This is a genomic window from Streptomyces sp. NPDC001700, assembly GCF_053596435.1.
In genome coordinates this window covers 49,092-67,331 of record NZ_JBSFGE010000017.1, presented here as the reverse complement: position 1 = coordinate 67,331, position 18,240 = coordinate 49,092, and the positions used below count along the sequence as shown (strand labels likewise).

Below are 18,240 nucleotides of genomic sequence, written 5' to 3'. Positions count from 1 at the left end.
TGGACGGGTCGCTGCCGGACCAGTCGTCCTCGTGGTGGCGGGGGTCCTCGTCCTTGCCCTTCGGCTCTTCCTTCCCGTGCTCTTCTTCCTTCGGGTCCTTGTCCTTGTCCTTCCAGGAGCTGCCGCTCTGACCGTAGCCGTCCTCGGAGGACTCCTGGCTGCTCGAGTACCCGCCGTGACCGCCCGGGTCCGAGACGTCGGCAGCGAACGCGGCGGCGGGGGCGCCCAGGGTCAGGGTGGCGGCGATCGCCGCCCCGGCGAAGAGTGCGCGAGTAGATCGCATGAGTCATTCCTTCCGGCACCGGCGCGATTACTGACTATTTGCCAGACAAAGGGATCGCGTCGGCGTCTTAACCACCGTCAGCGAAGAGTGGCCCCGCTGCCACCTGACGCGGCCAGCAAATCGGACGGATGTAAGCCCTCCGGGTGGAGTTCCGACCCTTGATCACTCTTATGCCGCGCGAACGGGCTGATGGTCATTCACCTGATTGTCCGACAGGCTTTTCGGGACGTCAGGACGGATTCTCCTGTAACGCCGGAACCGGCTTCCGCGTGATGCGGCAGCCGGTTCGAATACAGCCGTCAGATTGAAATCGGGCCGGGCGCTCGCCCGGCCCGGTCCCTCAGCGCTCCCAGCGGTAGAACTCGTTCGCCATGGCGTCCTTCGGCTCACGCCAGGTCGCCGGGTCGTAGGCCTGTACGTACGCCGAGAGGCGTTCGCTGATGGCGCGGAACTCCGGATGGCCGGCCACTCGCGCGACCTCGGGTCCCGGCGGTTGGTCGGCCTCGATCAGATGCAGATACACATCGCCGAACTGGAACAGACTCCGACCGCGCACACCTATCAGATGCGGCAGTTCCCCATGGCGGTCCGACTCGTCGAAGACGGCGGCTATGTCCTGCGCCGCATTCTCCTTCATCCGGGCCACGATCAGTTCACGGTGCATTTTCCTCACGCCCCCACCCGCGCGCGGGCGCGCTGCTCGATCTTGTCCCGGATCAGCTCCATCTGGATTTTGGAGTTTCGGTTGATGTGCTCGGTCATTCCGGCGTCGTCGACCGGCGCTTCCGGCTTCATCTCGAAGTCCTGGGTCCAGCGCATCCGCGTGCCCTCGGACTCCTCCTCGTATTCCCAGCGGATGTTCATGAAGGCGAACGGACCGGTCTCCACCCGGCGCGCCCAGACGGTCCGCACGTCGCGGGCCGTCTCGCGCTCGGAGACCCAGCTCCAGACCTTGCCGTTCTCGTCGGGGTGCATGGTCAGCCGGAAGGTGGTGGTGTCACCGTTCCGCTGGAGCACCTCCAGCGAGGCGTACTCGCTGAACAGGCTCGGCCAGTTCTCCAGGTCGTTCGTCATGTCCCACACGAGATCCAGAGGAGCCTTGATCAGGATCTCGTTGTCGGTGTGGCCGGTCATCTCATGCTCCCGTCGTGAGTGAGGTGTTGATGACGTCGAGGAAGTCGCCGGGGGTCTTGGCGCTCTCGGCGCCGGGCTCGATCGGGGTGCCGTAGTTGTTCTCCAGCTCGCCGACGATCGCGAGCAGACCGAGCGAGTCCAGCCCGTACTCCTCGAACGTGGAGTGGGGCCGGGTGCGCATCAGCTCCGGGTCGACGGTCAGTCCGGCGCAGCGCTTCATGAGCGAGGCCAGGTCCCCGTAGGACAGTTGACTGGGCATCAGATATCTCCTTCCGGGCCGCGGAGCACGAGCGCCGCGTTGCAACCCATGAGCCCCCGGCTCAGCACCAGCGCGGTCCGCGGCCGGGCGGCGCGGGAACTGCCGGTGACCAGGTCGAGGTCATGGCATACGTCGGTGACGTACGGGGTGGGCGGCACCACGCGGTGTTCCATGGCGAGCAGCGCGGCCGCCACGTCCAGCACCGGGGCCGCGCAGTACGCCCGGCCGAAACCGGTCTTCGGGGCGGTCACCGGCACCCGCCTGGCCTGGGCGCCGAGCGCGTCGGCGATGGCCAGGGCCTCGGCGCGGTCCGCCTCCGGGGTGCCGAGGGCGTCCGCGAACACCACGTCGATCTCCTCGGGGGCGCACCCGGCCTCGGCCAGCGCGACCCGGATGGCCTGCGCCAGGCCCTCCCGGGACCGCTCCCAGTTCGATGGGCCGGTGAAGGTCGCGCCGTGGCCGAGGATCCGCCCGCGCACCCGCGCCCCCCGGCGCAGCGCCGCGCCCTCCTCCTCGACGACGAGCATCCCGCCGCCCTCGCCCGGCGCGAAGCCGCAGGCGTCGGCGGTGAACGGCAGATAGGCCCGGCCCGCGTCCCGGGCCAGGCTCATCTCCTCGTACCCCAGCTGGCAGACCACCGAGTACGGGGCGAGCGGCGCCTCGGCGGCGCCCACCACGATCGCGTCCGCCCCGTGCCGGATCGACCGGCAGGCGTGCGCGAGCGCGTCCAGGCCGCCCGCCTCGTCGTTGGCCACCACCCCGCACGGGCCCTTGAACCCGCCCCGGATGGAGATCTGGCCGGTGCTGGCCGCGTAGAACCAGGCGATCGACTGGTACGGGCCCACATAGCGCGGCCCCTTGCCCCACAGCTGCTGCAGCTCGCGCTGGCCGAACTCGCCGCCGCCGGAGCCGGACGCGGTCACCACGCCCACCGCGTACGGCGACATGTCCTTGCGCGGCAGCCTCGCGTCGTCCAGCGCCAGCTCGGCGGCGGCCATCGCGAAGTGGGTGAAGCGGTCGGTCTGGACGAGATACCGCTCCTCGATCAGCGCACCCGGGTCGAAGCCGCGGACCTGGCCCGCGATCCGCAGCGGGGAGTCCTCGCAGCCCTCGCGGGTGAGCCGGTCGAGGAAGGTGATCCCCTCCCGTACGCCCTTCCAGAAGGCGTCCGTGCCCACGCCGTTGGGCGCCACGATCCCCATTCCGGTGATCGCCGCGCCCCGGACGTGCTTCTTGGCCTTGCTCGTCGTCTTCATGGTCGCGTTCATGTCGCACCCCCATGACTGAGCACCACCGCGGACTGGAAGCCGCCGAACCCGCTGCCCACCGAGAGCACATGGCGCAGCGGCAGGGAGCGGGCGGTGCGCGGTACGTAGTCCAGGTCGCACTCGGGGTCGGGATTCTCGTAGTTGGCCGTGGGCGGCACGACGCCGTGCGCGAGGGCCAGGGTGCAGGCCACGATCTCGATGGCCCCGATGGCGCCCAGCGAATGCCCCACCATGGATTTGATCGAACTCATCGGCGTCCGGTACGCGTGGTCGCCCAGCGAGCGCTTGACGGCGGCCGTCTCGTGGCGGTCGTTCTGCTGGGTGCCGGAGCCGTGCGCGTTGACGTAGTCGATGTCGGAGCTGTTGATCCGGGCGTGGCCCAGCGCGTGGTCGATGGCCTCGGACATCTCCAGGCCCTCCCGGGTCAGCCCGGTCATGTGGTACGCGTTGCCGTAGGTGGCGAACCCCTTGATCTCGCAGTAGATCCGGGCGCCCCGGGCGCGCGCGTGCTCCAGCTCCTCCAGGATGAGCACGGCGGCGCCCTCGCCCAGCACGAAGCCGTCGCGGCGCGCGTCGAACGGGCGCGACGCGTGCGCGGGGTCGTCGTTGTTGGCCGAGGTGGCCTTGATGGCGTCGAAACAGGCCACCGTGATGGGGGAGATGGGGGAGTCCGCCGCGCCCGCGACGCACACGTCGGCCCGGCCCTCCTCGATCGTCTGGAAGCCGTAGCCGATCGCGTCAAGACCGGAGGTGCAGCCCGTCGAGACGGTCTGCACCGGCCCCTGCGCCCCGATCAGCTCCGCCACTCCGGAGGCCAGCGCGCTGGGCGAGAACGCCCGGTGCAGATGCGGCCCGGCCCGCCGGTGGTCCACGTTCCACGAGTCGCCCTTGTTGCTGACCGCGACGTAGTCGTTCTCCAGCCGGGTGGTGCCGCCGACGGCGGTGCCCAGCGACACCCCCGTACGCCACTGGTCCTCGCCGCCGGTCGCGAGGCCCGCGTCCCGGGTGGCTTCCATGGAGGCCGCCAGCGCGAACTGCACGTACCGGTCGGAGCGTTCGGTCTGCTCCGTGGTCAGCCCGGCGGCCACCGGGTCGAAGTCGCATTCGGCGGCGATCCGCGAACGGAACCCCGCCGGGTCGAAGAGGGTGATGCCCCGCGTCGCCGTGCGCCCGGCGGTGAGCATGTCCCAGAAGGCCGGAACCCCCACGCCCCCCGGTGCGACCACGCCGAGCCCGGTGATCGCCACCCGTCGCGTCACGATGACGCCTCGGCAGGTTCGGTGGCCTCCGTGTCCACGTGTCCCAGCTCGGGACGGGGAGCCAGCGGGCCCAGATGGAAGACCATCCGGGCCTCGGTGTCACCGACGTTGCGGAAGCGGTGCCGCATGTCGCGGGGGATCAGCAGGCCCTGGTCGGGGCGCAGCTGATGCGCGGTCCCGTCCAGGTCCACCTCCAGGTCGCCGCAGACGACGAACACGAACTCCTCGGAGTACGGGTGGTAGTGCTCACCGATGCGCTCGCCCGGCCGCATGAGGGCCAGGCCCATGAAGCCGCTGGTGGCGCCCACCGTGCTCGGGGTGAGCATGGCGCGCAGATCGCCGCCGCGCCGGGTGTTGTGAGCGACGTCGGCGAGGTCGACGATGTGGGGGGACTGCGTGGTCATGATCGGTGCCTCCGGACATGGGACGTGACATGGGGTCATAAAGGGCGTGAGGGCCGTAAAGGAGGGGTGGGGAAGGTCAGTAGTCCGCCGCCCGGCGGTCGGTGACCGGCTCCATGTCGCAGTCCGCGAGGAACCGCCGCAGCCCGTCCTGGTGGGACAGGTCCCGGTCCTGGCCGCGTTCGACGAGGCGGGCCAGCACGGCCGCGGCACGCTTGCCGCCGACCCCGACCGCCAGCGCGGGGTCCTGGTCCAGCGGCGCCCGCATGTCGATCATCCGGACGACGAGGTCCTCTTGCTGGAAGATCGTGCTGCTCACCAGGGGCGTCGTGCCGGAGTTCATCGCCAGTTCGTCCTGGCGGGCCAGCAGCCGGGCCACGGCCGTGCCGGACCCCTCCCGGACCGGGTAGCACAGGGCGTGCCGCCGCAACGGGCCTGCGGGCGCGCCGCCGTTCGCCCCGTTGACCGCCGTCAGGTGGTGCACCACGGGAAGCGCGGCCCGGTAGAAGAACTCCCGTGCCGCGTCCGGGTCGTCCAGGTCGCGCGGCTCCTCCAGATACGGGTTGACGGCCGCCTCCACCGCACGCACCTCGGGCTGCCGGGACACATGGCGCAGCGCCGACACCAGGTCGCCCTTCACCTCGACGGCCCGGACGACCCGGTTGCCGGTCATGAACAGCGACGTCCGGCACAGCCGCGTGGCGTCGTCCACCCGCGTCTCCATCGGGGCGTAATCGGCCAGGATCGCCGCCACGTCCTTCTCCGAACCGGGCTTCACGGTGAACGTCAGGCCGTGCCGGACCAGTCCGTCGCCGATCCTCGGCGCGGCCTGCAGCCGTCCCCGGGCCATCGTCGTCCCGCGGTCGCCCCGGGGCTCGGTCTCCCGCAGGATGCCGAACCGCAGCGACCGGGTGTCCTCCACGCAGCCGTGCATGGGCTTGACCATCTCCCGGTGCGCTTCGCTGTCCACCCAGGCGAGGAACGGCGGGGCGCTCTCCCACTCGCTGGTGATCAGCCACTTGGAGGGATCCTCGATCGACTGGCACAACTGGTCGCTGAGATGCCCCGGAACCGAGGCCACCTGCTGGCACAGCTCGTCATACGCGCGCAGAAAACGCTCCTCGGCACCGCTGCGCACATCCAGCAGCAGCACCACGCGCAGCCGCGAATCGGCCAGTGAGGACTGCGAGGACCGCGTGGTCATGGTTGGTGTCGTGGTGGGCTGTGGAGTCTGGGGCAGGGTGCTCATATTCCACTCCTCCTAGGGGGATGCGTCCTTCCTTGGATGCGCCGCCCGTCAGACCGATCGTGGGGCGCTCCCACGTATGGCGCGAGATTTGTGAGCCATCTGAGGGAACGCCTGGTCAGAGCCCCGAACGGGGCTGGAAACAGCGGGCATAGCTGCAAGATGAATCGTCTTGCCGACACTGCGACACGCGTGCCCGTCCTCATCGCGGGAGGCTCTCTGGTGGGCCTGTCCGCCTCACTGTTCCTGGGCCGTCTGGAGATCGGCCACCTGCTCGTCGAGAAGCATCCGCGGACCTCCCACCACCCGCGCGGGCGGGGGAACAACATCCGCACGATGGAGCTGTACCGCACCGCCGGAGTGGAGTCCGCGATCCGCGAGGCGGCGGCCGTCCTGGCCGACAACCACGGCATCATGCAGACCCCGTCGCTCGCCGGAGAGGAGCACAACTGGCTCTTCCGGGACATCGACCCGGGCGGCAAGGCCGCCCGCCTCAGCCCCTCCGCCTGGTGTCTGTGCAGCCAGAACGACCTCGAACCGGTCCTGGTGAAAGCCGCCCAGGACCTCGGCGGCGACCTCCGCTTCGGCTCCGAGCTGCTCTCCTTCGAGCAGGACGCCGACGGGGTCACCGCCGTCATCCTGGACCGCCGCACCGAGACCCGCTCCACCGTCCGCGCCGACTACCTCATCGCCGCCGATGGCCCCCGCAGCCCGGTGCGCGAGGCGCTCGGCATCGGCCAGAGCGGACACGGCGAGCTGTTCCACAACGTGTCCATCACCTTCCGCGCCAAGCGCCTCGCCGACGTGGTCGGCGACCGCCGCTTCATCGCCTGCTACCTCACCAACCCCGAGGCCGACGGGGCGCTCCTGCCCGTCGACAACCAGGAGCAGTGGGTCTTCCACGCCCCCTGGCACCCCGAGCGCGGCGAAACCCTGGAGGAGTTCACCGACGAGCGCTGCGCCCAGCACATCCGCACCGCCGTCGGCATGCCCGACCTTGAGGTCGAGATCACCGGAAAGGCGCCCTGGCACGCGGCCGAGCGGGTGGCCGACGCCTATGGCTCAGGCCGGGTCTTCCTCGCCGGGGACTCCGCCCACGAGATGTCCCCGACCGGCGCCTTCGGTTCCAACACCGGCATCCAGGACGCCCACAACCTGGCCTGGAAGCTCGCCGCCGTCCTCGGCGGCTGGGCCGGGCCCGGGTTGCTGGAGACGTACGGCACCGAGCGGCAGCCCGTCGCCCAGGCCACCAGCGCCCGCGCCGCCTCCCGCTCGGCCGAGCACAGCCACCCCGGCTACTCCGCCCCGCCCACCGCGGGCCCGCAGAGCAACGTGATGGCCGTCGCCATGGGCTACCGCTACGTGAACGGCGCGGTCCTCGGCACCGACCCCGCGGGCCCCGCCGTCCCCGACCGCTTCGAGATCTCCGCCGAGCCGGGTGGCCGCGCGCCCCACATGTGGGTCCACCGCTGCGGGGTCCGGCTCTCCACCCTCGACCTGTACGAGCGCACCTGCGTGCTGCTCACCGGCCCGGGCGGCGCCGCCTGGCACGAGGCGGGCCGCCGCGCCGCCGACGCCCTCGGCGTCCCCCTCGACTGCTACCGCGTCGGCACGGAGCCGGACCACGAACTGGCCCCCGAGCCGGGCACCGACTGGTCCGAACTCCACGGCACGGCCCCCGACGGCGCGGTCCTGGTCCGCCCCGACGGCTTCGTAGCCTGGCGAGCGGAACGCGCCGCGTCCGACCCGTACGCCCTGCTGACGGAGGTGTTGCGGGAGGTTCTGCGCTTGGGCAGCTGACCCTGGGCCCGCCCGGGAACCCCGCCCCGGGCGGGGTTTCCCCCACCCCGCCCCTTCCCGAAACCGGGGGATACCCCCGGCCCCCGCCTTCGGGCGCCCCAGACCTGCGGCGGGGGCCAAATCCGGCCGGTCCGGCGTCCCCGGACCCGCAGTCGACGGCGAATCTGCACCAAATCCAGCCGGGCCAGCGTCCCCGGACCGGGTGCCGAGGCCGGATCCGCACCAAATCCAGCCCGCTCGGTGGCACCCCGAACCCGCGGCCGAGGCCGGATCCGCACGACATCCGGCCCGCCCCGCGTCCCCGGGCCGGGGGCCGAGGGCGAATCTGCACCAAATCCGGCCGGTCCGGCGTCCCCGGACCCGCAGTCGACGGCGAATCTGCACCAAATCAAGCCCCTCCGGCGATTGAGGAGCGGGGTCCGGGGCGGAGCCCCGGCGGGGGTGTGGGGGCGGAGCCCCCGCGAATCAGCGCCGCAGCCGACGCCACACCCCAGGGGCCACCGCGATCGCCACAGTCAGGAGCACGGCGGCCACCACCCCCTCCCACGGCTCGCGGAACACCGACCCACCCACCACCCCGATCACCTGATACGTCCCGGCCCACGCCAGCGCCGCAGGCCCCGCCCCCCGCGCAAACCTCCGCAGCGGCCAGCTGGCCAGCAGACACGCCAGCATCACCGGGATACGGCCCGCCGGGACCAGCCGGGACAGCACCAGCACCGCCACCCCGTGCTCGGTGAGCTTCGTCCGCGCCTGATCCAGCCGCTCCGGCGCCGCGTGGTCGTGGATGCGCTCCAGCCACCGCGAGCCGCCTCTGGACCGCACACCGCGCCGCCCCAGCCAGTACAGCGCGAGGTCCCCGAGGAACGCGGCCAGCGCGGCCACGCAGAAGCTGAACAGCAGCGAGAAGGGCGAGGACTGGTGGACGGCCACCACGGCCGCCGAGCTGACCACCGCCCCCGTCGGTACCACCGGCACCAGCGACCCCAGCACCACCAGCAGGAACAGCGACGGATAGCCCACCGCCTGCTGGGTGGACTCGGCGGGCAGCCGCGCCAATTCACCTATCACCTGGCGGGCTCCAGCCGCACGCACTCCCCGTGCCGCAGCCGGTGCACCGAGGCGTCGGGGGCCAGCCGCCCCGCGTGCCGGACGAAGTCGTCCCCGGGCGCGTGGAACTCGTGCGGCCGCACCGCGTCCAGGCCGATCGGCCAGTACGTCCCGTAGTGCACCGGCACCGCGCTGCGCGCCCCCAGCCGGGCCAGCGCCTGGGCCGCGCGGCCCGCGTCGAGGTGGCCGTGGCCCAGGTACGGGCCCCAGCCGCCGACCGGCAGCAGCGCCACGTCGCACGGGCCGACCGCGTCCGCCATCGCGTCGAACAGCCCGGTGTCGCCCGCGAAGTACGTGGTGGCCTCGCCGCGCAGCACGTACCCGAGCGCGGGCGCCCGGTGCGGCCCGAACGGCAGGCGGCGGCCGTCGTGGGCGGCGGGCACGGCCCGGATCCGTACGTCGCCGACCGACACCTCGTCTCCCGGCCGCACCTCGGTGACCCGCAGCCCGCCCGCCGAGGCCACCCGCCGCAGCCCCGGCACGGCCCGCCCGGCGCCGTACGGCACGATCAGCCGGGTGCCGGGCCACAGCCGGGCCAGCGAGCCGAGGTGCAGATGGTCGGCGTGCAGATGCGAGACGAGCGCGACATCGGCCACCGCCGCGTCCGGCGGCGGCACGGGCCCGCGGCGGCGGCGCAGATGGGCCAGGCGGCGTACGAAGAGGGGATCGGTCAGGACCCGTACGCCGGAGTCCCGCACGGTCGCGGTGGCATGCCCCCACCAGGTGATCTCCACCGACACGCGGTGCCTCCCGTCGCGCACGTACCACACCGTCCGGTCCGATCCTCTCACCCCAGGATCACCCCAGGCTCACCCCAGGATCAGCCCGGGATCAGCCCAGGATCAGCACCAGCTCACCGATCTCCTGCCCCCGCGCGGCCGCGTACGCCCGTTCCTCCCGGGTCACCCGGAACCCGCACTTCTCCAGCACCCGCAGCGAGCCCGCGTTGTCGGCGGCGACCCGGGCGTACAAGGGGCGCAGCGGCATCTCCTCCAGGAAGGCCGCGAGCGCACGCGTGGCGATCCCCTTGCCCCAGTGCTCGCGCCCGATCCAGTAGCCGACGGACGGATCGCCGTACTGCGCGAACCCCAGCACGTTCCCGGCCACCCGCCCGTCGTACAGCACCGTCCGCTTCACCACGGTGTCGTCGCCGAGGATCCGGTCCCAGCGCTCGTCGAAGGCGCTCCGGTCGTCGGGGTTGTCCGCGGTGAAGGCCGCCATCCGGCTGGCCTCCGCGTCCCGGTGGTAGTCGAAGAAGACCGCGAGGTCGTCCCGGTTCACCGCACGCAGCCGCACCCTGGGTCCGCTCATGCCCTCAAGTCTGCACCGAGGGCCGTCGCCCCGGCCCGTCACCAGCGAAATCAAGTGCTACCGTCACGGAAATGACCGCCGACGCTCCCCGCGACAGCACCGTCTCACGTGCGACAGACCGCCCCGGGGACCCCTCTCCCTTCGCTCTCGGCCTGCTGCTGCGCCGCGCGCACGCGCACGCGGCGGCGTTGATGGCGGAGGCGCTGCGCCCGCTCGGCATCGAGCTGCGGCACTTCTCCGTGCTGATCGAGCTGGTCAACCAAGGCCCCACCGTGCAGCGGGACTTGGTGACGGCGACGGGGTCGGACAAGGCGGGCATCATGCGGATCGTGGACGACCTGGAGCGCAAGGGGCTGGCCGTCCGCAAGTCCGTACCGGGGGACCGGCGGGTGCGGGCGGTGGAGATCACGCAGCAGGGCCTCGACCTCTACGACGCGGCCCATGTGGCGGCGGAGCCGCTGGCCGAGCGGCTGGTCGCCGACCTGGGCCCCGGCGAGCCGGGGCAGCTGACGGATCTGCTGACCCGGCTCGCCCACCCCGCCGCCGACGGAACCTAGACGCACCTCATACGGCCTTCGTGGCCAGCCGCTCCGCGAGCGCCTTGGCCTTGGTGGCCGCGTCCTGGAAGGCGCGCTCGCGGGACGCCTCGTAGAGGGGGATCAGCCCGGACATGGCCGGGTTGCGGGGCGCCATGGTGAGTTCCGGGACGATGAAGTCGAGGTCCAGACCGAGGGTGCCCTGGAGGACGGCCTCCAGGTAGTTCTGTACGAAGTCGAAGCCCTCGCGCGGGGTGCCCGGCGCGTACGAACCGCCACGGCTGGCGATGACGGTGACCGGGGTGCCCTGGGCCGAAGGGGTCTCGCCCGCGGTGCGGCCGAGCAGAAGCACGTTGTCCAGCCACGCCTTGAGGGTCGAGGGGATCGAGAAGTTGTGCATGGGCGCGCCGATCAGGACGGCGTCCGCCCGCTCCAGCTCCTCGATGAGCGTGATGCGCGCGGCGAACGCGGCGGACTGCTCCGGGGTGTGCTCGGACGCGTCGGCGTAACCGGCGGACCAGGCGTCGGCGGTGATGTGCGGGACCGGGTGGGCGGCGACGTCGCGGTAGATCACGGTGCCCTCCGGGTGCTGCTCCTCCCAGGCCTGGCGGAAGGCGGCCGCGACCGAACGGGACGAGGACGCCTCGCCGGGGAGCACGGACGAGTCGATGTGCAACAGCGTGACCATGAGGTTTCTCCTGATGAGAGGGGTACGAGAGCTGTAGTCTCGCACGAGACTGTATCGAATGATACGGTTGTGAGCGTAACGAAGCGTGAGGGAAGCCGAACGACTGGGAGGCAGGCGATCGTGGACGTCTATGAGGCGGTCACCACCCGACGAGCGGTGCGCGGATTCACCGACCGGCCCGTCCCACGGGAGGCGCTGGAGCGCGTGCTGTCCGCCGCCGCGTGGGCACCGTCCGGGTCGAACATCCAGCCGTGGCACGCCTACGTGGTGACCGGCGCGCCGCTGGCCGAGCTGAAGAAGCGCGCCGGTGAGCGGCTGGCCACGGGCGACCCCTGGGACGAGGCGGAGTACACGCAGTACCCGCCCGCGCTGAAATCCCCGTACCGCGAGCGCCGAGCCGCCTTCGGCGAGCAGCGCTACGGCGCCCTCGGCATTCCGCGCGAGGACATCGAGGCACGTCAGCGGGCCGCCTCCGCGAACTGGGACTGCTTCGGCGCGCCCGCCGCCCTGTTCTGCTACATCGACCGCGACCAGGGCCCGGCCCAGTGGTCCGACGTCGGGATGTATCTGCAGACCGTCATGGTGCTGCTCCGTGCCGAAGGGCTGCACAGCTGCCCGCAAATGGCGTGGGCGAAATTCCACCGGACCGTCGCGGAGGTCCTGTCGCCCCCGGATGAGCTGATGCTCTTCTGCGGTATGTCGATCGGATTCGAGGACGTGGCGGTGGATGACGTCCGCACGGGCCGGGCGCCGCTCGGCGAGACGGTCACGTTCGCCGGGGATTAGCGCGGGATTAGCGCGGGTCGTCATGGCCAGAAGGCCGCTCCGGTCTTTACTTATGACCCATGCCGAGCAAAAAGCCACCATTCGAAGCGTGGAAGACGGCGCTGACCACGCTGCAGACGGCAACGCCGCCATTCGTCCCGGAAGGGGCGCACGTGATGACCGTCCTCGTCGAATATCCCCCGGGTGATCCCGGCACCCCTCCGCACCGGCATTCCGGTCCCGCGTTCGGATACCTGCTCGAAGGGGAGATGCTCTTCGAGCTGGAAGGCGAGCCGGAGCGGGTGATCAGGGCCGGAGAGACGTTCTGGGAGCCGGGCGGCGATGTCATCCACTACCAGGACGGGAACAACCGAACGGATTCCTGGAGCCGTTTTCTCGTGACGATGATGTGCGCACCGGATCAGCCCATGCTGACTCTGGTGGACGACGAGGAACTGGCCCAGCGCACGGACCGGCGCGCCCCGCGCCCTGCCCGACCCTGAAACGAAGGTGACCATGAAGATCGCAGTTCTCGGCGGTACCGGCCTCATCGGATCGAAGGTCGTGAAGAAACTGAACGCGGCGGGCCATGAGGCCGTGGCGTGTTCGCCCTCCACCGGGGTCGATATCGTCACCGGAAAGGGCCTGGAACAGGCGGTGGCCGGTGCCGACACCGTCGTCAACCTGACGAATTCCCCGACCTTCGACGCCGCCTCCACGGCCTTCTTCCAGACCTCGATGGACAACCTCCTGGCCGCCGCCCAGAAGGGCGGGGTGCGGCACGTCGTCATTCTCTCGATCGTCGGCGCGGAAAAGGTGACCGAGCTGGACTACTTCCAGGCCAAGGTCCTCCAGGAAGACGTCCTCAAGGCCGGGCCGGTCCCGTATTCGATCGTCCGCGCCACCCAGTTCATGGAATTCATGGACGCGGTCCTGTCCTGGACCACCGAGGGCGACACCGTCCGCCTGCCCGCCACGCCGATCCAGCCGATCGCCGCGCAGGACGTCGCCGACGCCGTCTCCGAGGTCGCCGTCGGCGCCCCGCTGAACGGCACCCGCGACATCGGCGGGCCCGACGTCTTCACCCTCGACGAACTCGGTCGGGTCACCGTGGACGCCCGCTCCGACGGCCGCACCGTCGTCCTCGACGACACCGCGGGCATGTACGCCGCCGTCCGCGGCGACGTCCTCACCACCAAGGGCGACGCCCGCCTCGCCCCCACCCACTACACCGACTGGCTCACCGCCTGAGCCGCCGGGCGCCCGGCCGCTTCGTGTCGGCCGCCGCGTTCGGCGGCCGACATGACGTACGGGCGGGCCGCTACTTCGTCCAGTAGCGCACGTTCCGGAAGCGGGCCTCGGCCTTGCCCGAACCGTGGTGGTAGACGCCGTTCTTGAAGTAGCGGGTGGCCTCTCCGCGGTCGTCGGCGGTCAGGACCAGCTTGTCGTCCGCGTAGACCTGGATCGTTCCGGCGGTCGCGTCGTGGGCGACCTTGAGGTTCCACCAGGTGTTGTAGATCCCGGTCTTGATGGTCTCGTTCGTATAGCGCTTGAGCGTGCCGCCGTTCGCGCTGGACGCCCGGAACATGATGTCGGTGGCGGGGGTCCCGGACGGGCGCTTGGTGCGCAGGATCTGCATGATGTCCGCGCCGTTGGTGCCGGACGGGATGTACACATCGGCGTCCCACATCCGCTTGCCCGAGGTGTAGTCGTTCTTCCAGCGCATCTCGGTGCGCGGATTGGTCGAATTGCCTTCCTCGAAGGGCTTGTCGGTGGAGTTCACCCACATGGTGTGGGTCTTGGTGCCGGAGTTGTAGCTGTAGCGGTCGCTGAGATCCAGGTCGTACGGCTTCTGCATGCTGTACGTGTACGTCTTCTCCGTCCACCCGTCGGTCGGATCGGCGGCGGCCTCCGCGCCGTGCGCGGTGGCGGTCCCCGTCAGCGCGGCCATGAGCGCGCCGACGGCGACGCCCACTCTGGCCCTCGTGCGTAACGCGGGCATGTGCCCACCTCCAGTCGTCATGCGGTCGTCATGGTCCGGACCAGGCGTCAACGTAGGCCAGGGTCGATGACGTGTCCATATCAATGAACGCACCGCTTCTGTCGATCTGAGTCGTCGGGCATTCAGAACTGAATTGGGTCGCTTGCGCCCGGAACCTCTCGGTCAGTACACCGAGTTGCTTGGCAAATGCGGAGTGTTAGGGTCCACTGCGGGTAAAGATCATCTTCTTGTGCCCCGACAGTTGCGACCGGCCGTTGCTGTCGTTCTCTCTCCCGCTCCTATGGATGGATGGCGCCTTCATGTCTATGCCGTTCGACCCGACCACTGCCGGCCAGGACGGCCGACAGCCGCAGCTGAGCCTGGCCACGGCTGCCGCGCGGAATCTGGCGAGTACGACCAAGACCCCGCCGCAGATGCAGGGCATCTCCTCGCGGTGGCTGCTGCGCCTGCTGCCGTGGGTGCAGGTCTCCGGAGGCGCGTACCGGGTGAACCGCCGACTCACGCACACCCTCGGCGACGGCCGGGTCGAGTTCGTCGCCACCGGCGAGGACGTCCGGGTCATTCCCGCCGAGCTGCGCGAGCTGCCGCCGCTGCGGGACTTCACGGACGAGCAGGCCCTGGGCGCGCTGGCGGAGCGGTTCGAGCAGCGGGAGGTGGCCGCCGGCGAGACCATAGTGGAGTCGGGCCGCCCGGCCGACGAGGTCGTTCTCATCGCGCACGGCAAGGGCAACAAGCTGGGCACCGGCAAGTACGGCGACCCGACCGTCCTCGGTGTGCTCGCGGACGGCGACTACGTCGGCGAGGGGATGCTGACCGGCTCGGCCGGCGAGTGGGAGTTCACGGTGCGCGCGGTGACGGCGTGCACCGTCCTGAGCCTGCCCCGGGCGGCCTTCGAGGAGGTCCAGGGCCGCTCGGAAGGGCTGCGCACGCACCTGGAGGCGCTCCGCTCCGTCGCTCGCCCGCCGCAGAACAAGCAGGGAGAGGCCGCCATCGACCTGGCCTCCGGGCACGAGGGCGAGTTGTCCCTGCCCGGCACTTTCGTCGACTACGAGCTGAGCCCCCGCGAGTACGAGCTGAGCGTCGCCCAGACCGTGCTCCGCGTGCACAGCCGCGTCGCCGACCTCTACAACGATCCCATGAACCAGGTGGAGCAGCAGCTCCGTCTCACGGTCGAGGCACTGCGCGAGCGCCAGGAACACGAGCTGGTCAACAACCGTGACTTCGGTCTCCTCCACAACGCCGACCTGAAGCAGCGCATCCGTACCCACAGCGGCCCGCCCACCCCCGACGACCTCGACGAGCTGATCTCGCGGCGGCGCAAGACCCAGTTCCTGCTGGCCCACCCGAAGGCGATCGCGGCCTTCGGCCGGGAGTGCAACAAGCGCGGGCTCTACCCGCAGGGCGGGGAGCTGGAGGGCCACCAGGTGCCGGCCTGGCGCGGCATCCCGATCCTGCCCTGCAACAAGATCCCGGTCAGCTCCACCGGCACCAGCTCCATCCTGGCCATGCGCACGGGCGAGGAGGACCAGGGCGTCGTCGGTCTCCACCAGACCGGCATCCCCGACGAGATCGAGCCCGGCCTCAACGCCCGCTTCATGAGCATCGATGAGAAAGCGATCATCTCCTACCTGGTCAGTACCTACTACTCTGCGGCGGTACTCGTCCCGGACGCGCTCGGCATCCTCGAAGACGTCGAAATCGGTCACTACGGGGACTAGAGATGCCCGGCGGATCAGGGTGCGCGCCCCCGGGTGATCCGCCGGACACGGCTTGATCGCACGCTTCGCATTCAGGAAAGGGCCGGGCACCCGTGACACAGCCTTTCGAACTGCCGGACTTCTACATGCCGCACCCCGCGCGCCGGAACCCTCATCTGGAGGAGGCGCGGCAGCACTCGAAGCGGTGGGCCCGTGAGATGGGCATGCTCGAGGGCTCGGGGGTCTGGGAGGAGCGGGACCTCGACGCGCACGACTACGCCCTGCTGTGCGCCTACACCCACCCCGACGCGTCCGGCCCGGCCCTTTCCCTGGTGACCGACTGGTACGTGTGGGTCTTCTTCTTCGACGACCACTTCCTCGAGGAATTCAAGTACACGAACGACCGGGAGGGCGGCAAGGCGTACCTCGACCGCCTGCCGCTCTTCATGCCGGCCGACCCCGCGGCGGCCGTCCCCGAGCCGACGAACCCGGTCGAGGCCGGTCTGGCCGACCTGTGGGCCCGTACGGTGCCGAGCATGTCCGCGGACTGGCGGGCCCGGTTCGCGGAGAGCACCGAGAACCTCCTCAACGAGTCGTTGTGGGAGCTGTCCAACATCAACGCCCACCGCATTCCCAACCCCGTCGAGTACATCGAGATGCGCCGAAAGGTCGGCGGTGCCCCCTGGTCGGCGGGGCTCGTCGAGTACGCGATCGGGGCCGAGGTGCCCGCGCCGGTCGCCGCCTCACGCCCGTTGCAGGTGCTGCGGGACAGCTTCTCCGACGCCGTGCACCTGCGGAACGACCTGTTCTCGTACCAGCGCGAGGTTGAAGAGGAGGGAGAGAACAGTAACGGCGTGCTGGTCCTGGAGACCTTCCTCGGCTGCGCCACCCAGGAGGCCGCCGACGCCGTGGGCGACCTGCTCACCTCCCGCCTCCAGCAGTTCGAGAACACCGTCTTCACCGAACTCCCCCCGCTCTTCGCCGAGACCGGCCTGAGCCCGGACCAGTGCGCGGCCGTCCTCGCCTACGTCAAGGGGTTGCAGGACTGGCAGTCGGGCGGCCACGAGTGGCACATGCGGTCCAGCCGCTACATGAACGGGGGCGGGGCGGAGGGGAGCCCGGATCCGTCGGGACTCGGCGGCTTCTCGCTCCTGCCGAGCGGGCTGGGCACCTCGGCGGCGCGGATCGGGCTGACGACCACCCGCCGGGCCGAGGCCGGCCGGCTGCGGAGCTTCACCCACGTCCCGCACCAGCGCGTGGGGCCCTCTCAACTTCCCGACTTCTTCATGCCGTTCACCACCCGGCTCAGTCCGCACCTGGACGGTGCCCGGCGGAACGTGGTCGAGTGGGGGCGCCGCATGGGCATGCTCGAAGCCCAGCCCGGCATCCCCGGCTCGCACATCTGGAACGAGCGCAAGCTCGCCGGTTTCGACTTCCCCTTGTGCGCGGCCGGCATCCACCCCGACGCCACCCCGGAGCAGCTCGACATCACCTCCGGCTGGCTGACCTGGGGCACGTACGGGGACGACTACTTCCCCGTAGTCTTCGGCCGCACCCGGGACCTGGCCGGGGCGACGGCCGCCAACCAGCGGCTCTCGTCCTTCATGCCGGTGGACGGCTCCGCGCCGCCCGCCCCCGCCAACGCGCTGGAGCGCGGCTTGGCCGACCTCTGGACCCGCACCGCCGGCCCCATGACCCCGCAGGCCCGCCGCACCTTCCGCACGGCCATCGAGGACATGAGCTCCAGCTGGCTGTGGGAACTGGCCAACCAGGCCCAGAACCGTATCCCCGACCCCGTCGACTACATCGAGATGCGCCGGATGACCTTCGGCTCCGACCTCACCATGAGCCTGTGCCGACTGGCCCACGGGCAGCAGGTCCCACCCGAGATCTACCGCAGCGGCCCGTTGCGCTCCCTGGAGAACGCCGCCGCGGACTACGCCTGCCTCCTCAACGACGTCTTCTCCTACCAGAAGGAGATCGAGTACGAGGGCGAGGTGCACAACGGCGTCCTGGTCGTCCAGAACTTCTTCAACTGCGACTACCCGACCGCCCTCGGCATCGTCCACGACCTGATGACCTCCCGGATGCGCCAGTTCCAGCATGTCGCGCAGCACGAACTCCCCGTCGTCTACGACGACTTCAAGCTGGGTCCGGACGCCCGCCGCATCCTGGACGGCTACGTGCGCGAGCTGGAGAACTGGCTGTCGGGCATCCTCACCTGGCACCAGGGCTGCCGCCGCTACAAGGAGGACGACCTGCGCCGTGACCTCCCCGGGCGCCCGCACCGCCGCCTCGACATCCCCACCGGTCTGGGAACCTCGGCCGCCCGCCTCCCTGGGCTCACGGGACGGCGGTGACGCCTCGGCATCAACCTCGCAGACCATGAGACTTCCCGTGGCCTCGGTGAGCCGCTGCGGAGCAGTGGTATCGACGTGCTTGCCAAGCACGGTCCGGCTGTCGCGAGGGCGTTGACGCGGT

At 70.7% G+C, this 18,240-nt stretch carries 19 protein-coding genes and 1 pseudogene; 7 read left to right on the top strand and 13 right to left on the bottom strand.

Annotated features, from left to right (window positions below; translation table 11 throughout):
* The 8 genes and pseudogenes from ACWC5C_RS28385 to ACWC5C_RS28350 all read right to left on the bottom strand — a co-directional run.
* Window positions 1–283, bottom strand: a pseudogene (locus tag ACWC5C_RS28385) (hypothetical protein); the annotation flags it as partial.
* A 340-nt stretch (window positions 284–623) separates the two neighbouring features.
* The gene (locus tag ACWC5C_RS28380; protein ID WP_450880047.1) at window positions 624–947 is read right to left on the bottom strand and encodes a TcmI family type II polyketide cyclase; all 324 of its coding nucleotides are present in this window, start codon (window positions 945–947) and stop codon (window positions 624–626) included.
* A 5-nt stretch (window positions 948–952) separates the two neighbouring features.
* Window positions 953–1,417 carry an SRPBCC family protein gene (locus tag ACWC5C_RS28375; protein ID WP_450879854.1) on the bottom strand — a complete coding sequence of 155 codons (465 nt, stop codon included), beginning with the start codon at window positions 1,415–1,417 and terminating at the stop codon, window positions 953–955.
* Window position 1,418: 1 nt separating this feature from the next.
* Window positions 1,419–1,676, bottom strand: a complete 258-nt coding sequence (locus tag ACWC5C_RS28370; RefSeq protein ID WP_450879852.1) for an acyl carrier protein — start codon at window positions 1,674–1,676, stop codon at window positions 1,419–1,421.
* Complete coding sequence (locus ACWC5C_RS28365) at window positions 1,676–2,944, bottom strand: ketosynthase chain-length factor (protein WP_450879850.1); 1,269 nt, start codon at window positions 2,942–2,944, stop codon at window positions 1,676–1,678. The genes ACWC5C_RS28370 and ACWC5C_RS28365 overlap by 1 nt, the downstream gene beginning before the upstream one ends.
* A complete protein-coding gene (locus tag ACWC5C_RS28360; RefSeq protein WP_385446917.1) occupies window positions 2,941–4,203 on the bottom strand; it encodes a beta-ketoacyl-[acyl-carrier-protein] synthase family protein in 1,263 nt (420 codons plus the stop codon). The genes ACWC5C_RS28365 and ACWC5C_RS28360 overlap by 4 nt, the downstream gene beginning before the upstream one ends.
* On the bottom strand, window positions 4,200–4,607 hold the full coding sequence (locus ACWC5C_RS28355; protein ID WP_009714122.1) for a cupin domain-containing protein: 408 nt from the start codon (window positions 4,605–4,607) through the stop codon (window positions 4,200–4,202). The genes ACWC5C_RS28360 and ACWC5C_RS28355 overlap by 4 nt, the downstream gene beginning before the upstream one ends.
* Window positions 4,608–4,683: 76 nt before the next feature.
* A complete protein-coding gene (locus ACWC5C_RS28350) occupies window positions 4,684–5,853 on the bottom strand; it encodes a SchA/CurD-like domain-containing protein (protein ID WP_450879847.1) in 1,170 nt (389 codons plus the stop codon).
* 159 nt (window positions 5,854–6,012) lie between these two features.
* Between ACWC5C_RS28350 and ACWC5C_RS28345 the strand changes: the two genes are divergently transcribed.
* Window positions 6,013–7,650: an FAD-dependent oxidoreductase gene (locus ACWC5C_RS28345; RefSeq protein WP_450879845.1), complete on the top strand. Its 1,638-nt coding sequence runs from the start codon at window positions 6,013–6,015 to the stop codon at window positions 7,648–7,650.
* A 465-nt stretch (window positions 7,651–8,115) separates the two neighbouring features.
* Here ACWC5C_RS28345 and ACWC5C_RS28340 read toward each other — a convergent pair whose 3' ends face one another.
* The 3 genes from ACWC5C_RS28340 to ACWC5C_RS28330 form a co-directional block, all read right to left on the bottom strand.
* Entirely contained in the window at window positions 8,116–8,721 is a 606-nt protein-coding gene (locus ACWC5C_RS28340) for a DedA family protein (RefSeq protein ID WP_450879843.1), read from the bottom strand.
* A complete protein-coding gene (locus ACWC5C_RS28335) occupies window positions 8,718–9,500 on the bottom strand; it encodes an MBL fold metallo-hydrolase (protein ID WP_385446211.1) in 783 nt (260 codons plus the stop codon). Before ACWC5C_RS28335 ends, ACWC5C_RS28340 begins: the two co-directional genes overlap by 4 nt.
* Before the next feature lie 91 nt (window positions 9,501–9,591).
* Window positions 9,592–10,071 carry a GNAT family N-acetyltransferase gene (locus ACWC5C_RS28330; protein WP_450879841.1) on the bottom strand — a complete coding sequence of 160 codons (480 nt, stop codon included), beginning with the start codon at window positions 10,069–10,071 and terminating at the stop codon, window positions 9,592–9,594.
* 71 nt (window positions 10,072–10,142) lie between these two features.
* Here ACWC5C_RS28330 and ACWC5C_RS28325 point away from each other — a divergent pair, with 71 nt between their 5' ends.
* Window positions 10,143–10,628, top strand: a complete 486-nt coding sequence (locus ACWC5C_RS28325) for a MarR family winged helix-turn-helix transcriptional regulator (protein ID WP_450879839.1) — start codon at window positions 10,143–10,145, stop codon at window positions 10,626–10,628.
* Between the two features lie 7 nt (window positions 10,629–10,635).
* On the opposite strand, the gene ACWC5C_RS28320 is transcribed toward ACWC5C_RS28325, so the two are convergent.
* Window positions 10,636–11,295, bottom strand: a complete 660-nt coding sequence (locus ACWC5C_RS28320; RefSeq protein WP_450879837.1) for an FMN-dependent NADH-azoreductase — start codon at window positions 11,293–11,295, stop codon at window positions 10,636–10,638.
* Window positions 11,296–11,415: 120 nt separating this feature from the next.
* On the opposite strand from ACWC5C_RS28320, the gene ACWC5C_RS28315 reads away from it, so the two are divergent.
* From ACWC5C_RS28315 to ACWC5C_RS28305, 3 genes are read left to right on the top strand one after another with little or no spacing between them, the layout of a single operon-like run.
* Window positions 11,416–12,081 carry a nitroreductase gene (locus tag ACWC5C_RS28315; RefSeq protein WP_450879835.1) on the top strand — a complete coding sequence of 222 codons (666 nt, stop codon included), beginning with the start codon at window positions 11,416–11,418 and terminating at the stop codon, window positions 12,079–12,081.
* A gap of 59 nt (window positions 12,082–12,140) precedes the next feature.
* Window positions 12,141–12,563, top strand: a complete 423-nt coding sequence (locus ACWC5C_RS28310; RefSeq protein WP_450879833.1) for a cupin domain-containing protein — start codon at window positions 12,141–12,143, stop codon at window positions 12,561–12,563.
* 13 nt (window positions 12,564–12,576) lie between these two features.
* Window positions 12,577–13,311: an SDR family oxidoreductase gene (locus ACWC5C_RS28305; protein WP_450879831.1), complete on the top strand. Its 735-nt coding sequence runs from the start codon at window positions 12,577–12,579 to the stop codon at window positions 13,309–13,311.
* Between the two features lie 70 nt (window positions 13,312–13,381).
* Here the strand turns inward: ACWC5C_RS28305 and ACWC5C_RS28300 are convergent, their stop codons facing one another.
* Complete coding sequence (locus ACWC5C_RS28300) at window positions 13,382–14,062, bottom strand: polysaccharide lyase family 7 protein (protein ID WP_450879829.1); 681 nt, start codon at window positions 14,060–14,062, stop codon at window positions 13,382–13,384.
* 299 nt (window positions 14,063–14,361) lie between these two features.
* Between ACWC5C_RS28300 and ACWC5C_RS28295 the strand changes: the two genes are divergently transcribed.
* A complete protein-coding gene (locus ACWC5C_RS28295) occupies window positions 14,362–15,780 on the top strand; it encodes a family 2B encapsulin nanocompartment shell protein (RefSeq protein ID WP_450879827.1) in 1,419 nt (472 codons plus the stop codon).
* Between the two features lie 92 nt (window positions 15,781–15,872).
* Window positions 15,873–18,119: a family 2 encapsulin nanocompartment cargo protein terpene cyclase gene (locus ACWC5C_RS28290; RefSeq protein WP_450879825.1), complete on the top strand. Its 2,247-nt coding sequence runs from the start codon at window positions 15,873–15,875 to the stop codon at window positions 18,117–18,119.
* The last annotated feature ends 121 nt before the right edge of the window (window positions 18,120–18,240 follow it).

What these genes read in the sequence shown, in the direction of transcription:
- ACWC5C_RS28325 (WP_450879839.1), top strand. Translation starts at nt 10,143, where the DNA reads ATGACCGCCGACGCTCCCCGCGACAGCACCGTCTCACGTGCGACAGAC.
- ACWC5C_RS28310 (WP_450879833.1), top strand. Translation starts at nt 12,141, where the DNA reads ATGCCGAGCAAAAAGCCACCATTCGAAGCGTGGAAGACGGCGCTGACC.
- ACWC5C_RS28375 (WP_450879854.1), bottom strand. Translation starts at nt 1,417, where the DNA reads ATGACCGGCCACACCGACAACGAGATCCTGATCAAGGCTCCTCTGGAT.
- ACWC5C_RS28380 (WP_450880047.1), bottom strand. Translation starts at nt 947, where the DNA reads ATGCACCGTGAACTGATCGTGGCCCGGATGAAGGAGAATGCGGCGCAG.
- ACWC5C_RS28370 (WP_450879852.1), bottom strand. Translation starts at nt 1,676, where the DNA reads ATGCCCAGTCAACTGTCCTACGGGGACCTGGCCTCGCTCATGAAGCGC.
- ACWC5C_RS28365 (WP_450879850.1), bottom strand. Translation starts at nt 2,944, where the DNA reads ATGAACGCGACCATGAAGACGACGAGCAAGGCCAAGAAGCACGTCCGG.
- ACWC5C_RS28350 (WP_450879847.1), bottom strand. Translation starts at nt 5,853, where the DNA reads ATGAGCACCCTGCCCCAGACTCCACAGCCCACCACGACACCAACCATG.
- ACWC5C_RS28295 (WP_450879827.1), top strand. Translation starts at nt 14,362, where the DNA reads ATGTCTATGCCGTTCGACCCGACCACTGCCGGCCAGGACGGCCGACAG.
- ACWC5C_RS28345 (WP_450879845.1), top strand. Translation starts at nt 6,013, where the DNA reads ATGAATCGTCTTGCCGACACTGCGACACGCGTGCCCGTCCTCATCGCG.
- ACWC5C_RS28300 (WP_450879829.1), bottom strand. Translation starts at nt 14,062, where the DNA reads ATGCCCGCGTTACGCACGAGGGCCAGAGTGGGCGTCGCCGTCGGCGCG.
- ACWC5C_RS28330 (WP_450879841.1), bottom strand. Translation starts at nt 10,071, where the DNA reads ATGAGCGGACCCAGGGTGCGGCTGCGTGCGGTGAACCGGGACGACCTC.
- ACWC5C_RS28320 (WP_450879837.1), bottom strand. Translation starts at nt 11,295, where the DNA reads ATGGTCACGCTGTTGCACATCGACTCGTCCGTGCTCCCCGGCGAGGCG.
- ACWC5C_RS28355 (WP_009714122.1), bottom strand. Translation starts at nt 4,607, where the DNA reads ATGACCACGCAGTCCCCCCACATCGTCGACCTCGCCGACGTCGCTCAC.
- ACWC5C_RS28305 (WP_450879831.1), top strand. Translation starts at nt 12,577, where the DNA reads ATGAAGATCGCAGTTCTCGGCGGTACCGGCCTCATCGGATCGAAGGTC.